This window comes from Clostridium sp. C8-1-8 (assembly GCF_009928445.1).
Lineage (GTDB): Bacteria > Bacillota > Clostridia > Clostridiales > Clostridiaceae > Clostridium_AR.
Map to the genome: position 1 here is coordinate 37,354 of NZ_JAABNO010000009.1, position 15,110 is coordinate 52,463.

General features: G+C 31.9%; 10 protein-coding genes. 6 read left to right on the top strand and 4 right to left on the bottom strand.

What is annotated here, in order from left to right:
* Positions 1 to 6 precede the first annotated feature (6 nt).
* Together GXK57_RS11210 and GXK57_RS11215 are read right to left on the bottom strand one after the other, a co-directional pair.
* Positions 7 to 945 carry an FAD:protein FMN transferase gene (locus tag GXK57_RS11210; RefSeq protein ID WP_160675880.1) on the bottom strand — a complete coding sequence of 313 codons (939 nt, stop codon included), beginning with the start codon at positions 943 to 945 and terminating at the stop codon, positions 7 to 9.
* Positions 938 to 1,885 (bottom strand): LysR family transcriptional regulator, encoded by a 948-nt coding sequence (locus tag GXK57_RS11215; protein ID WP_160675883.1) that lies wholly within the window; start codon positions 1,883 to 1,885, stop codon positions 938 to 940. The genes GXK57_RS11210 and GXK57_RS11215 overlap by 8 nt, the downstream gene beginning before the upstream one ends.
* Positions 1,886 to 2,065: 180 nt before the next feature.
* Between GXK57_RS11215 and GXK57_RS11220 the strand changes: the two genes are divergently transcribed.
* Both GXK57_RS11220 and GXK57_RS11225 read left to right on the top strand, forming a co-directional pair.
* A complete protein-coding gene (locus tag GXK57_RS11220; RefSeq protein WP_160675886.1) occupies positions 2,066 to 2,665 on the top strand; it encodes an NADPH-dependent FMN reductase in 600 nt (199 codons plus the stop codon).
* Between the two features lie 14 nt (positions 2,666 to 2,679).
* On the top strand, positions 2,680 to 5,103 hold the full coding sequence (locus GXK57_RS11225) for a flavocytochrome c (RefSeq protein ID WP_160675889.1): 2,424 nt from the start codon (positions 2,680 to 2,682) through the stop codon (positions 5,101 to 5,103).
* Between the two features lie 217 nt (positions 5,104 to 5,320).
* On the opposite strand, the gene GXK57_RS11230 is transcribed toward GXK57_RS11225, so the two are convergent.
* Positions 5,321 to 7,072, bottom strand: coding sequence for an ATP-binding cassette domain-containing protein (locus GXK57_RS11230; RefSeq protein ID WP_160675892.1), 1,752 nt, complete (start codon positions 7,070 to 7,072; stop codon positions 5,321 to 5,323).
* Positions 7,073 to 7,461: 389 nt separating this feature from the next.
* On the opposite strand from GXK57_RS11230, the gene truA reads away from it, so the two are divergent.
* From truA to GXK57_RS11250, 4 genes are all read left to right on the top strand, one after another.
* Positions 7,462 to 8,208 (top strand): tRNA pseudouridine(38-40) synthase TruA, encoded by a 747-nt coding sequence (gene truA / locus GXK57_RS11235; protein WP_160675895.1) that lies wholly within the window; start codon positions 7,462 to 7,464, stop codon positions 8,206 to 8,208.
* 447 nt (positions 8,209 to 8,655) lie between these two features.
* Entirely contained in the window at positions 8,656 to 9,333 is a 678-nt protein-coding gene (locus tag GXK57_RS11240) for a response regulator transcription factor (RefSeq protein ID WP_160675898.1), read from the top strand.
* A complete protein-coding gene (locus GXK57_RS11245; RefSeq protein WP_160675901.1) occupies positions 9,333 to 10,391 on the top strand; it encodes a HAMP domain-containing sensor histidine kinase in 1,059 nt (352 codons plus the stop codon). Before GXK57_RS11240 ends, GXK57_RS11245 begins: the two co-directional genes overlap by 1 nt.
* Positions 10,392 to 10,764: 373 nt before the next feature.
* Positions 10,765 to 12,135: an MATE family efflux transporter gene (locus GXK57_RS11250; RefSeq protein WP_160675904.1), complete on the top strand. Its 1,371-nt coding sequence runs from the start codon at positions 10,765 to 10,767 to the stop codon at positions 12,133 to 12,135.
* 174 nt (positions 12,136 to 12,309) lie between these two features.
* Here GXK57_RS11250 and GXK57_RS11255 read toward each other — a convergent pair whose 3' ends face one another.
* Entirely contained in the window at positions 12,310 to 14,826 is a 2,517-nt protein-coding gene (locus GXK57_RS11255; RefSeq protein ID WP_160675907.1) for a helix-turn-helix domain-containing protein, read from the bottom strand.
* Positions 14,827 to 15,110 lie beyond the last annotated feature (284 nt).

Here is a 15,110-nt window from a genome sequence, read left to right on the forward strand (position 1 = left end):
TGACAACTACATTGTTAATAGAGATATTCTTCCTATAAGATTATTTGTATAGGCTAGTTTTCCATCCACAGTTATTACAACAGCACCCATTCCCTTAATGCTATTAACTCTACGAATAATTGAAGCCGCATCTAATCCAAAGAATTTTGTAGTATATATATCGCAGTCTAGAGATTTATCAGCAATAATAGTTAAAGAAGCTATATTGCTTTTTATTGGATAGCCTGTTTTGCTGTCAAATATATGGTGGTATCTAATGCCATCATTTTCAAGCATTCTCTCGTATATTCCTGAGGTTACAACGGATTGATTTTTTATTTTCACAAGGGCTACCGCATTTCCTCTTGGTAGAAATGGATTTTGTATTCCCACATTCCAGTCACCGCCTTCAGAGGGGGAGTCTCCAAAAACTAGAACATTACCGCCCATGTCTACCATAGCTGAAACAGCCCCGTTTTCCTTAAATAAATCCATAACTTTATCAGCAAAATACCCTTTAGCTATGGCTCCGAGGTCTATCTCAGTGCCTTTTTTCAAAAAATACACCGTCTTTTTTTCATCATCTAGTTGTATATTTTCAGGCTTTAAAAGCTCTAGTACCTTTGTTATAGCTTCTTTCTCAGGTACATGTGCCTCCTTAAAACCTATTCTCCATAATTTTATTAATGGACCTATTGCTATATTTAAATATGTATTCTCACATAGACTATGTTCTTTTCCTACTTTTATCAGCTCATACAGTTCATCATCTACTTTTTGTGGAGCCAAGGAAGCTTCTTTTTTTAGCATGGCAAGCTGTGAGTTATCACTGTTGGCGCTAAAGACTTCTTCATAATGAATCAGCATATCCTCAGCCTTTTCTGCAAGACTTTCAGCAGCATCTCCCTTTATATAGAGAGAAATTTTTGTTCCCATAAGATATATTATCTTTGTATACTCATTCATCTTGATCTCCTATATTGAAGTTATTTTGACCATGAACTAGAAATGCATCTATAAGGTCTTTATCAACGGCAGTTAGTTTTTTTTCACTGTGATATGCTATAAAGTAATCTAAACTAAGCTCATCCATTGGAACTTCATATATATTATATTTAGATGGACACTCCTTTATATAGATGCTTTCTGGTATAAAGGTAAGTCCCAAGTTACTGGTTGCAAGTTCACGGGCAGTATTGATTTCGGTACTTTCCATTATGATTTTTGGTTGTACCTTATAAAGGCTGAATAACTGATCTATCTGCTTTCTTATAGCAGAACCTTTGGAAGTTAGTATCAGCTTTTGACACAGTAGCTTGTTTATGTCTATAGTTCCTTCTGGAATAATGGCCACGTCTTTCTGGTATAGATCACAGCAGCGAGGAATAACAGCACGGTATCTGTGTCTGCCCCAAGTAATGGAGCTTAAATTTGGAGAAATATTTGTTGAATTTTGCCCAAGCCAAAAATCCAATTCACCATTCTGAGTTAATTTCTCATTTTTTTCTGGTAAAGCCTCTGAAAGCTCTATTTTACAGTTTGGATGCATACCCAGAAATTTTGGTAAAAAAAGAGGTAAAAGGTAGGTTCCAAGGCTAGGAAGTACTCCTATCTTGATAACCTTGCTATCTATATCTGACACAGCGGATATTTCCCTAAGCAGCTTAGAATAATTATTTTCTATTGAAGTTAAATACTGATAATATATCTTACCCTGCTCCGTTAATCTATATGGCAGATTGCTACGATTGATAAGCTCACAGTCTAACTGACTTTCTACCCTTTTAATAACCTGTGTCAAGTAAGGTTGAGAAATATAAAGTGATTTGGCAGCCTTGCCATAATTACTGTACTTTAAAATGGCATCAATATAATACAAAATATCTTGAGAATAGTATTTTGACATTTTATTCATCCTTTTGTGAAACAATTAACTTGTTTTTTATTGTGTTTGATTATAACAAATATGTTATCAAACTTCAATAAATAACTATTAGATATAATATACTCAAAATGTTAAAATTATATCAAGGAATTATTGAACTTATGAAATTATGAAGTTTTCAAATAGAGAGAGGAGATTACTATGAAATATTTAGCAATTGTAGGTACTAACTCAGACGTGTCAACTAATCGTATGCTGCTTCAATTTATGCAAAAGCATTTTGCCAGTGAGGCAGATATAGAACTATATGAAATTAAGGCTTTACCTGCCTTTAATGAACCAGAGGATTCTGATATTCCTGAAAAGGTAGCAGAATTATCTAATAAAATTCTTAAAGCAGATGGAGTAATAATAGCAACTCCAGAGTATGACCATGCAATACCTGCAGTTTTAAAGAGTGCTCTTGAATGGATTAGTTACACTAGTCAAGCACTTACTGACAAGCCTGTTTTAATTGTGGGAGCTTCCCTTGGTACACTTGGTTCTTCTCGTGCACAGGCACATCTTAGACAAATACTTGATTCACCTGAGCTTGCGGCTAGAATCATGCCAAGCAGTGAATTCCTTTTAGGAAAATCACAAGGTGCATTTGATAGCGAAGGAAATCTTATATATTTAGACAAGCTATCAGAGCTAGATGAAATCTTCAGAGAGTTTCTTCTGTTTACAGATATTACATCAAAGCTTTTAGCAGAAAAAGTTTTACATAAAAAAGTCAAAAAATTCACTTGGCAAGAGTAGGAGGATTAATATCAATGAAATTTATAGCAATTGTTGGAACTAGTGCAAAAAGATCATACAATCGTAAACTACTTCAGTTTATGAAAAAATACTTTGAATCAAAGGCAGAAATAGAGATACTTGAGATTACGGATGTTCCTATGTTTAATCAATCTGATAATCAGTCCTCAAGTGAAGTGATACAGATGTTCAATAATAAGATTACAGAAAGTGATGGTGTTATTATAGCTACTCCTGAGTATAATCACTCAATACCATCTAGTCTTAAAAGCTTAATTGAATGGCTAAGCTTTGATCTTCACCCACTTGCTGGCAAACCAGTAATGATCCTTGGAGCTTCTCTTGATAGTCAAGGTTCTTCTCGTGCACAGCTACATCTTCGTCAAATCTTAGATGCACCAGGTGTTGATGCAAATGTAATGCCAGGATATGAATTTTTACTTGGAAGTGCAAACAAAGCCTTTGATGAGCAAGGTAATCTAAACAATGAAAGAACAATAGACTTCCTAGAAATATGCTTCCTACGTTTTATGCGTTTTGCAAAGATTTCAAATCAGCTAAACGAAGAAGAAGAGTTTACCTTCAAACCAGGAGTATATGAGGTAAGTGCAATAGGGCACAGCGGAAGTCTTCCAATGAAAGTATCCTTTAGTGAGAACAGAATAGAAAGTATAGATATAAATACAGAGGGCGAGACAGAGGGGCTTGCAGATGTAGTTTTTGTAAGAATACCAGATAAAATAATCGAAGGACAGACATTGAATGTTGATGCTCTTTCAGGTGCTTCAGAAACTAGTAATGCTGTAATAGACGGTGTAGCAAAAGCAGTTAAACTTGCAGGAGTTAATCCTGACATACTTAAGAGACGTCCAAAGCCTGCTAGCAGCTTAATCAAAGAAGATGAAGAATATACTTGTGATGTAGTAGTTGTAGGCGGAGGCGGCGCTGGATTAAGTGCAGCTGCAACAGCACTACAAAATGGCAAAAGTGCTATTGTTCTTGAGAAGTATCCAGCAGTAGGTGGAAATACTATACGTTCTGGTGGTCCTGTCAATGCTGCAGACCCAGAGTGGCAGATGCAGTTTGAAGAAAATCAAGGAGAAAGACATACTATAGAAGCACTACTAGATACAGATGAGAGTTTAATTCATCCAGAATATATAGATGATTTCCGTGCACTTAGAGAAGAATTTACTGCTTACCAGAAAAAGTTTGGCACACAAAAGGGACATCTATTTGACTCTCCACTACTTCACAGAATGCAAACATATTTTGGTGGTAAAAGAACTGACCTTAATGGCAATACTATATACGGACAATATGATCTTGTAAAGATACTTACTGACAGAGCTTTAGAAAGTGTTAAATGGCTAGAGGAAATAGGAGTTGAGTACGATAAGAGCATAGTATTTGCTCCTGTAGGTGCACTTTGGCGTCGTGGTCATAAGCCTACCAAAAGCCATGGCTCATCCTTTATACTTGCACTAACAAAATATGTACAAGATAACTCAGGAAAAATCATTACTGATAGCCCTGTAAAAGAATTTATCATAGAAGATGGTGAGATAAAGGGAGTTATAGCAACTGGTGTTAATGGCCAAAAGATAACTGTTCATGCAAAAGCAGTAGTGCTTGCAAGTGGTGGTTTTGGTGCAAATACAAAGATGCTAAAAGAATACAACACTTACTGGAATGAAATTGCTGATGATATAAAAACTACTAATTCCTACGCTATGACTGGTGATGGAATATTACTTGGTAAATCTGTAGGAGCAGCACTTGTAGGAATGGGCTTTACTCAAATGATGCCTGTAGCCGATCCTGAAACTGGAGAACTATTCAGTGGAGTTCAAGTACCTCCTGAAAACTTTGTAATGGTAAATAAAGAAGGAAAAAGATTTATTAATGAATTCTCTGGAAGAGATGTTTTAACAAAAGCTGCTATTGATCAGGGCGGGTTATTCTACCTTATAGCTGATGATGAAATAAAGAAAACTGCAGCTAATACAAGTCAAGAAAAGTTAGACCGTCAGGTAGAAGCTGGTACTCTATTTAGAGCAGATACCCTAGAAGAGTTAGCAGTAAAAATTGGAATGGACCCAGCAGTTCTTGTAGACACAATTAATAAATATAATTCATATGTTGATGCAGGATTTGATCCAGAATTCCATAAGGATACCTTTAGTTTAAAGGTTTTAAAAGCACCGTTTTATGCTACTCCTAGAAAGCCAGCAATTCATCATACAATGGGGGGACTTAAGATAGACACTAAAGCCCACGTATTAGATGAAAATGATAAACCAATTAAAAATCTTTATGCTGCTGGGGAAGTTGCTGGAGGTATCCATGCAGGTAACCGTCTTGGCGGTAATGCATTAACTGATATATTTACCTTTGGAAGAATTGCTGGTAAAACTGCAGTTGATGAAATAAAATAGTTAATGTTTAGATAATGAAAATAAGAAAAATTTATTTTAAGCACTCAGAGAAACTGCATAATAAGTAAATATATATGAATGTAAAAGCTTAATACAGAATTTTGTTGATAAACTAATATTATATAGAGACCACATTGAGGTAATATTCAATGTGGTCTTTAATATTTAAAGATATTTTGTAGGAACTGTTCTTATAAACTTAATAAAGGAGGGTAAGTCACTTGGTGCCATTCATCAACTTAATTATCCCATCTAACTCTTCACATAAAGTTTTTGCAAGAGTATAATCATTAGCTTTTAAAGCCAATTCTATTTTTGTTTCAAGAGCTTTTTTATTTTGTTCAATTTCTAGATAGTCTTTGTCAAAATAATTAGAATAGATCATTTTTCTAAATTTACGTATGCTCATTTTTCTAATTGTCTTATCTTCAATGATTAAAACGGAATCCATACAATTTACAATTGAATAGAAATCATGAGAAATCATTAGTATTGAACCTTTATAGTTCTTTATGGCCTTTTCTAGGGCTACTTGTGAATAGGTATCTAAATGACTTGTTGGTTCATCAAGAAGCAACATATTTGCTCTACTAGAAGAAAGCTTAGCCAATTGAAGCATGTTTTTTTCTCCGCCTGATAAAGTTCCTATCTTTCTATTCATTTGTTCTTCTTCAAAACCATAAGTTGAAATATATTCTTTAATGTGGTCATAAGTCTTAAAACCAACATCGAAGAATTCTTCATGTATGGTATTAGAATCATTTATTGTTTTGTTTTGGATTTGAGATAGATAAGCCACTTTAATGGTTTCATTTAACTCAATAGAACCATGATTATTTTCAAATATATCTTGAATTAAAGTGGTTTTTCCAGTACCATTTAAACCTACAATTGCTACTTTATCAGTTGAATTAAGTTCAAAGTTAACATTTTCTAGAAGTACCTCGTCAAAGGCAACACTGTAATTATTAACTTTTAGGGCAATAGCTTCTTCCGTTATATTATCTGGAACTAAATTTATATTCACCTCTTTAATATCAACAAAAGGTGCTTTAATTCTACGTTTTTCTAATCTTTCTTGAATTTTAACTCTAGCATTTAGAGTTTTTCCTCTAAAAGATTCAGCATTCTCAGTAGCAATAATTCTTAGTTTATTAATTAAGATTTCGTTTCTTTCAATTTCTTCAGTATCAGCAGCAGCTAGTTCTTGTAATTCAATTTTAGTTTGAAGCAATGAAAAGTTATAATCAATATAGCTGCCATCGAATTCTTGTAGTTCCAGGTTTTCAAGATGAATAATTTTGTTGAAGCAGTGATTCAATAGATATCTATTGTGTGTAATAATTAACATTGTTCCCTTATGTGAATTAATAAGATTTTTAAGGGAATTAAGGTTCTTGAAATCTAAAAATACATCTGGTTCATCCATAATAATTAAGTCTGGATTGTTTAGCATTGCTTTTATTACTTGGATAAGCTTGAATTCACCGCCACTTAGTTCAGATATCATTGAATCTTTATGATTTATTAAATTTGCAAGATTTAAATTTTTATTAATAGTATCTTCAAAAAAATCCCCATCAATTGCACTAAATGCATCTAGAGCTTGTTGATATTTTTCTAGTAGGGCATCAATATCCGAAGATGTCTCCATTTCGGTACATATAGAAGTTATTTCATTTTGTAATTTAATAAAATCTTCCCCTATATATTCGAAAACTGTAAATTCTTTTGTTTTTTCTAGTTGAGAGAATTGACTTACATATCCAATTTTACAGTTTTGGTCCATCTCTAAGGTACCATCGAACATATATTTTTCAGGATCCATAATTATATCTATTAGAGTACTTTTGCCAGTACCATTTGTTCCTATAAAAGCACAATGTTGACCATATTCTAAGGTAAATGAGATTTTTCTATATAGGTCCTTTTGGGGAAATGAGTAGGATAAGTTATCGATTTTTAACATATTAGACCTCGCTTTATAATTAAAAAAGAGCCTATAAAATAAGCACTTTAATATAGTCTTTAGTATTTTAAATTTTATATTATATATTTATGTAATACTTTTTACTAAGGTTAACATTGAAAGCATAACACCTTTTTCGATTAAGTTCAATTCTTTCATATAAGCAGATTAGCAAATATCTAGGATATTCTAATATATAATTCATTAAAGAATCTACATGTCACGACGTTGTATGATCTTTTCATTATATATAAATGAAGTATTTTAGATATTTTTTGTAAAGAGAGGAATACTTAAAAAGAATTTCTGATAAGAAAGTTTATATATATAAACCTATCTTAGTATATGATACAATGTATTGATTGGTATTAAGTAAAAGGAGGATTCAAATGCAAAATTATAAAATGACGATAGCCTATGATGGTAGAAAATATATGGGGTATAATAAATCCAAGGATAATGCGGAAAAGAGTATTGAAGGTAAGTTAGAAATGATATTATCAAAGCTCTATGAAAAAGACATAGAGGTTATTGGTGCAATTAATACTGATGCTGGAGTACATGCTAAAGGGCAGATTGTGAACTTTATAGCACCAGATAATAAATTAAGTGAAAAAGAAATCTTTGATTATCTTGAAAAATATTTAACAGATGATATTATCATACTATCAGTAGAGGCTGTGGATGAAAGATTCCATAGTAGATACTTAATGAAAAGTGCAACTTATGAATATAGATTATGGAAGAAAGATGCACCTAATCGTCCTTTGTTTGAAAGACATTATGTTCACTTAATGAATCAAACAATAAATGTTGCTAAAAGTAAAGAAGCTGCAAAGTACCTTGTAGGTGAACATGATTTCTTAGCCTTTACTACTAATAAGAAAACAAAGAAATCAATTAAAAAAATACTTTCTCTTGAAGTAAGTGAAACCAAAAATGAAATTATTATCACAATTACAGCAAACGGATTTTTGTTAAATATGGAAAGAATAATAGTTGGTACATTAATTCAAGTGGGTATTGGTCAATTGCCTGTAAATACAATTGAGAAGGCTTTAAAGTCTAGAGACATGAATGATGTAGGTCATAAAGCTAGTGCAGATGCACTTTGTTTACTAAGCATTCAATACTAGTACATATATCTTTTTTAAATCCATAATATATCTTTACGGTGAAGGGGATCACAAATGAGATAGAACTCTTTTATGATAGCTATCAGCGTTAGGATGGATAAAGGTTATATAGTATAGCTGAATTATAATTATTGGATTTCAAAGTTAATGCTTTGATTCCACAAGAAACCCTAGACAATAATGTCTAGGGTTTTTGCCTATTTGAGTAAGATAAAGCTTTATAAATTTATGTTTAAATTCAATAACTTCTAAGGTTATAGAAGTAATTGAAACTTATTATATGTAAAGACTTAAAAATAATATAGGGAAAGAATAAAAAGACAAGAATATATTGCCTAACAGATCTTCGGACGCTTTGCTTTATAATGTATAGAAAGAGAGAAAACTAATTTAAGTTTATATTGTATTTAAATTTGCAATGTATACTTACAATAGGAGGTGGTAGATTTGAATAAAATTTTAGTTATAGATGATGATGGTTATATCAGAGAGCTTATTTGCACAGTATTGAAAAATGAAGGGTTTTCTGTGTATGAAGCTGTAAATGGAAAGGATGCTTTAAAAAAGCTTGGAGAGGAAAAAATTGATCTTTGTGTACTTGATATTATGATGCCGCAAATGGATGGCTACGAATTTTGTAAACAAGTACGTAGATATTATGAAGATATGCCAATTTTAATGCTGACTGCAAAAAGCGAACTTTCTCAAAAAGTAAAGGGCTTTGAACTTGGAGCTGATGATTATTTGACAAAACCCTTTGAGCTTGATGAGCTACTAGTTCGAATAAAAGCACTTCTGAGGAGGTATAAAGTAGCTACTTCACAGACTATCAGCATTGGTGATTTAGTCATGGATAAAAGTAGCTATACTATCATTAACAATGATGAAAAATGTGATATACCAATGAAGGAATTTGAACTTTTATTCCTCCTTGGAAGTTATCCAGGTAAAACTCTTTCCCGGGATAGGCTTATAGAAGAAATATGGGGACTTGATTTTGAGGGAAATGAGCGGACACTTGATGTTCACATAAATCGTCTTAGAGAAAGATTTTCATCAGAGGTTTATAAGTTCAAGATTACTACTATTAGGGGGCTTGGTTATAGATTGGAGGAAGTGAATTGATGGGAAACAGATATATATTTTCACTAATACTGATTTTTATAACCACCTTACTAGGTATTTTAAGCGGACATTATATCTATATATTTATTTTCGGGCAATCACAAAGTAGCTTTTCATATATATTAGTTATTTTTCAAGGGTTAGCTTCTTCGGTAATATATATTATACTCTGGAGAGTATGGCTATATTTGCATAAACACTTTGCTAATAAACATAAAAGATTTGACCTTTCGCATTTTCCAATATTAAGCGGAGCTGTAGAAGCCATGAATAAGATGGCTTCTGGTGATTTTAATGTACTTGTTAAGACAAATGAAGAAGACCCCTTTAATGAGATAGCAGACAAGGTGAATAGAATGGCAAAGGAACTTGGTTCTTTGGAAAAGATGCGCCAAGATTTCATATCAGATGTATCACATGAGATACAGTCCCCATTAACCTCTATCTCAGGGTTTGCTTCTCTGATGAAAAAAGGAAGCTTAAGTGAAGAACAAGTAACACACTATGCCTCTATAATAGAGACTGAAAGCAAGCGATTATCTAAATTAAGCGAAAATCTATTAAGATTATCTAAATTAGAATCGGATGATAACAATTTAAACTTAAGTAGATATCAAATCAATAAACAAATTGAAAGTATTTTGCTCATGTTAGAACCTCAGTGGTCTGAAAAAAATATAACACTTGATGTTTCACTTGAAGAAACTACAATATGTGGAGATGAGGACTTACTAAGTCAGGTATTTATAAATTTACTTAATAATGCTATTAAGTTTACACCGGAAAATGGAAGTATAACCGTTAAATTATCAAACAAAGAGAAGGGAATTGAATGTAAAATATCCGATACAGGTGTAGGTATTGCACCGCAGGATCAGCTACGAATCTTTGAACGGTTTTATAAAGTAGATAAATCCCGTGATCGTTCTTTGGGTGGCAACGGCCTTGGACTTTCCATAGTAAAGAAAATTGTTGATTTACATGGAGGGCAGATATCTCTTGTAAGTGAAATCGGAAAAGGTACGGAATTCACTATTTTACTGTTAAGACAAGTATAAAAATTTTGAATAGTTAAAACTAGTAATATCAAGGGTTTAGAACAGCTATTTAGGATAGATAGTAAAAAAAATAAGTCTCCTGCCAGAACTTCTTCACATGCGTTCGGAAAAGGTACATGCGCAAGAAAAGCTCATTGAAGAAGGTCGCTTCAGCAACTTTTTTATTGCCTAAATAGTAACTAATATATTTATAACCACAGTCTGAATTAACAGAAGGTGGTTTTTCTTTTTGTTTACATTCCGTTTAAATTCCATTTAAGTTCAGTTTAAATTGAAGCCATATACTATGTTTGTAGCAGTAAGACAGAGTTCAAAAGCAATAGCATTGATAAAGATTGATTTTATTACTCACAAAATGAAAGGAGTTTTTTATATGGAAAACTTAGAAAATATGGATCAAAAATCACTGTACTATCTGGAAAAAGCACCGGTTACAAAAGCGATAATGCACATGGTCATTCCCATGATGCTAAGTAGTATAGCATCAGTTATCTATAATATAATCGATGCTTTTTTTGTAGGCAAGCTAAATAATACTGCTATGATGGCGTCAGTTATGCTGGCATTGCCCTTTACTTTAGTGTTAATGGCACTTGGACAAATGTTTGGAGTAGGATCTGGAACTTATATATCAAGGCTTTTAGGTGAGGGCAATAAAGACAGCACAAAAAAAGTCAGCTCCATTAATTTTTGGTCATCAATGTTCATGGGTATTATTTTTATGATTATATGTATCCCGTTATTATCTTATATTTTGCCGATTCTAGGAGCCAATGGTGAAACGCTGCAATACACAAGAAACTTTGTAATGATACTTGTTATTGGTGCTCCAATTACTATTACTAACATGGCGCTGGAAGCAGCTGTACGTGCTGAGGGTGCATCAACTGTTTCTATGACTGGTACCATAGCAGGTATTGTAGTCAATATAATACTTAATCCATTTTTCATATTCGTTCTTAATATGAATGTAATGGGATCAGCGTTAGCTTCTATTTGTGGTAATACAGTCTCCGCTATATATTTTATATATTACATTCAAAAGAAGAGTACAGTTCAGAACTTGTCAATTAAGAATTTTAAGCCTAGTAAGGAAATCTATACTAACATTTTTAAGGTTGGAGTTTCAGCTTTATTACTTAGTGGATTTTTTGTGATTATAAGTCTACTTTTTAATAATTATTCTATGATTTATGGAGATACTGTTGTGGCTGGATTTGGAATTGCACAAAGAATTGTTCAAATCGTAGATTGTATAGGCATGGGGTTTGCCATGGGAGTTGTACCGCTAATTGCATTTGCTTACTCTGCCAAAAATCAAAAGCGTCTCATGGAAATTATTAAAAAGACCATATTGTATATGCTAGTTTTAACATTAGCTTTAGGATCAGTTCTGTTTGCACTAAGGTTACAAATAATAGGCTTCTTTAGTGTTGATCCTAAGGTTATCGCCATTGGGCAAATAACTCTAATAGCTCAACTTTCTTCAACTGTATTTGCAGCTCTATGTGAATTTTTTACTGGAATCTTCCAAGCTCAAGGAGCTGGTGTACAATCAAACGTTATGGCCGCTGTTAGAGGTGTCTTATTTGTGCCTATTTTGATTGTTGGAAATATGATATTTGCTGTTAATGGAGTTATTTGGACTATGACAGCTACTGAAGGGATCTCATGTTTGATAGGGATTATCCTTTGGTTAGGGGTTAGACAGAAAGGTGTATTAGAAATGTCTGCCAATGAATAGACAAATTGAAATTTTAGAACATGTCTTTAAATATGTATATTAGATGCTTTTGAAAGTTATTGGAGTATTTCAGAAGTAGTGATTAGAATTAAAATTAAGCCCCATGAAAATCTGTAGTTTAGATTTTCATGGGTTTTTCTTTAAGAGATTATATAACAAGAGTGTGTATGATATTTAGTGTCCATAAAAAGGAGTTATTTCTATTAGTCTAACTTCATGAGGTTCTAATTCTGCAGTTATTGTAAATGAATTATTTTCAGAAGAAAGTACTTTTTTCTGAATCCTTGGAAGGGAGGCAGCTTTTAAATACTGGATATCATTTTCATTTTCTAAGGGAAGACCGCCCAATTCAAGCCATTTGTCAAAGGAGCTACCATAGTTTTTATTCACAATAGTTTCTGTTAACTTGTAATCAGCTTCAGGAAGATTTACAAGTGGGAGAATAACTTTTAGAATATGAGGTTTTGGAAATGGTGTATATCGCTTGTCAAAGGTCATATCAAATACTTGGCCTGATGAATATAATTTTGAATAATGCTGATAGTTGTATAACATTATCTGAATTGAATCTCCATCTGTGGTTATAAAGAAGCCATTTCCTTTCTTAAGCAAATTGTCCCCTAGTTTATTGAGCATTTGAAAGACATAATAGTGAGATTTTTTTATTCTATTATAAGTAAAAATACCTTGTCCTCCATGAAATAGTTGATTTTTCATCTTCACTTCTTCAGTAAAATCTGATATTTGCCAGTAACCAAAACTTTCGATGGCATCATAATTTTCTAAGATGTTTTTAGCAATATAGGCAGATTTATATACAGTATCATTTAATAACTCATTCTGAGATATTGAAGAATTCCAGCCAATTAGGTATAGTTTATCAAGGTCATAATTATATTCTTTCAATCTTTTCTTTATTGCTTGAATGGATTCTTTTAAAGCATCTTTAGATTCAAGATAAACAAGATATTTTTTTATTTCACTATGAGTTTTTCGTGAAATAGTTGTAGCATCTTCTCCAGATAAATTCATAGGATAAAAATGCATATTTATGAAATCAGGCAAGCAATCATTTAACTTACAAAATTCCATGAAGTTATCAAGCCAATTATTTGAGCCCATCAGTGTGTTTGAAAAAACAGGTGAGCTCCCAAAGCGAATATTAGGGTTAACTCTTTTTACTGTGGTATAGGTCTGTTTATAAAAATTGAAAAAGTCATCTCTATCTTCAAAGCCAAACATTTTTATAACATCAGGTTCGTTCCATAAGAAAAATGGCCAGGTTTCAACTTCTTTCTTACCATAACGTGAAATGAAATGTTTGACTAGTTTTTCAATAGTATAATTCCATTTTTTCATGCTTTTTGGCAGGGAAATAATTGAATTAATAAAGAACATTGTACGTTCGGGTTCATTTGCAAGTTCTTTTGGCATAAATGAAAGCTCTATAAATGGTTTTAAGTTTATGGAAAGAAGAAAATCTATTACTAAGTCAATATAGGTAAAACATAGTTCAGGTTCACCATTTTCATTTTCAGAATAAAACATCATCTCGTCATCCAATAATCCATGAAATCGAATATATTCAAATCTAATATCCTGCTGTAATTCGCTAAGTATATGCTGTATTTCAGAAATAAGTATGTGTTTCGCCTTTCCAATACAAGTAAGAGTCTTAAAGGTGTGCCGAAGGGCCATTCCTTTTATAGATATGTCAATTGGGTCTATTTCATGAATTGTAGTATTAGTCTTACTTTCTGATGAGATAATATCTCTGTCAAGATAACTTACTAAGTGATTAAATGAAGTATTATGGCGTAGGGCATAATAATTTATACTTTCATTCATAGTTTTATTTTTAGTAAAAGCCAGCTTATCAATTTCTTTGCGATAGTTGCTTGGTAGACTATTATATTTATTTTTAAATGCGGAAACAAAGGAACGGGTATTTGAAAAACCATTTTTTTCAGCAATATGGTCAATTTTTAAATTAGGATCACCTAAGTCTTTTATTGCATGAGAAAGTCTCACATCCGTTAAATATTCGCTAAAACTAATACCTATAAATTTCTTGAAAATGGTTGAAATATACGGAATAGATAAATAGAATGTCTCAGCTACATTATTTAATGATATTTTTTCTTTATAATTTTTAGTTATATAAGTTAGTATACTCTTGATTCTTTCTGAATTCTTATTGGTATCACTGTAGTTTGTAGTATCATCTACTTTAAAATCGTTAGTTAATATGTATAGCAGTTCATAAATATAGGATTTATTTAAAAGTTCAATATTATCTTCAGGATTAGTATTAGATTTTACTATCAAAGCAAGAAGTCGCTTTAATGGAATAAATTTTTCCTTGTCTTCTTCAATAGATGAGTTACAGTCGTATCTATTTTGAGAGAGGCGACAAATCTCAGGGTCTAGCGCAGAAATATCTATTTTTAATGATAATATTTCACATTCATTACCATATAAAGCATGAACATCAAACATATTTATAAGAATAATATCATCTTCATGTAAGTTATACTGTACATTTCGGCACTGAACTTTAACGTCTCCAGATAATACGTATATTAGTTCTATACTTTGGTGCCAATAACGTTCTAAGCTTTCCACAGCTAGTACAGAAAAATCCATAGATGAAGAAGTTTTAAAATTTAAAAGCTCTTGAGTTATATTCATAAAATACCTCCATAGTAATGAAATAGTGCTTAATTTACAAAACATTATAATTTATGACACTATCAATAAAGAATTATAACATATAAAAAACTAATATATGAATGGTAGTGTAAAAATTTAATATTATGACTGCAACATTTAATGAAAAAATATAAAAACTCAATTTTTAAGAAAAAAATGCATAGAAAATTGCAGTTAATTGATTATGAAGTAAGATTTTTTATGAAATATTTAATTGTTAAAATGTTAGTGAAAGAAAAATAGTGTATATATTCATACATCAG